General features: G+C 35.1%; 1 protein-coding gene and 1 pseudogene. Both read left to right on the forward strand.

Translation table 11 applies throughout. The annotated features are described in order from the left end of the window. The coding region (locus FBF10_RS08495) for a flagellin (protein WP_079852407.1) at positions 1-262 on the forward strand (262 nt) is incomplete at its 5' end. Between the two features lie 147 nt (positions 263-409). Further along, positions 410-643: pseudogene (locus FBF10_RS08500) on the forward strand (flagellin); the annotation flags it as partial.

Below are 643 nucleotides of genomic sequence, written 5' to 3' on the forward strand. Positions count from 1 at the left end.
GGATATAGCTGAAACGGCTATAACAAATCTTGATCAAATCAGAGCTGACATTGGTTCAGTGCAAAATCAAGTTACATCAACGATAAACAACATTACTGTTACTCAAGTAAACGTTAAAGCAGCTGAATCACAAATTCGTGATGTGGACTTTGCAAGTGAGAGTGCAAACTACTCTAAAGCAAATATCTTAGCTCAAAGTGGTTCTTATGCTATGGCACAGGCTAATTCTGTTCAACAAAATGTTTTAAGATTGCTACAGTAGTTTGAAAATCTGCAATATATACAAATCCAAGCCTAGTTTTTAAAACTAGGCTTTTTTTATTTTAAACTCTAGAATTTTTAATTAAACTAAAACTTGGAACACTTCTTGCTTTAATCTTTTCGATGCAATATTTTGAAAGGATTTAAAATGGGTTTTAGGATAAACACTAACATCGGTGCATTAAACGCACATGCAAATTCAGTTGTTAATGCTAGAGAGCTGGATAAGTCTTTAAGCAGACTTAGTTCAGGTCTTAGAATCAACTCCGCAGCAGATGATGCTTCAGGGATGGCGATAGCAGATTCTTTGCGTTCACAAGCAGCCACTTTAGGTCAAGCTATAAACAATGGTAATGATGCCATAGGTATCTTACAAACTGCT

It is taken from the genome of Campylobacter sp. CFSAN093249 (assembly GCF_011067895.1).
Classification (GTDB): domain Bacteria; phylum Campylobacterota; class Campylobacteria; order Campylobacterales; family Campylobacteraceae; genus Campylobacter_D; species Campylobacter_D jejuni.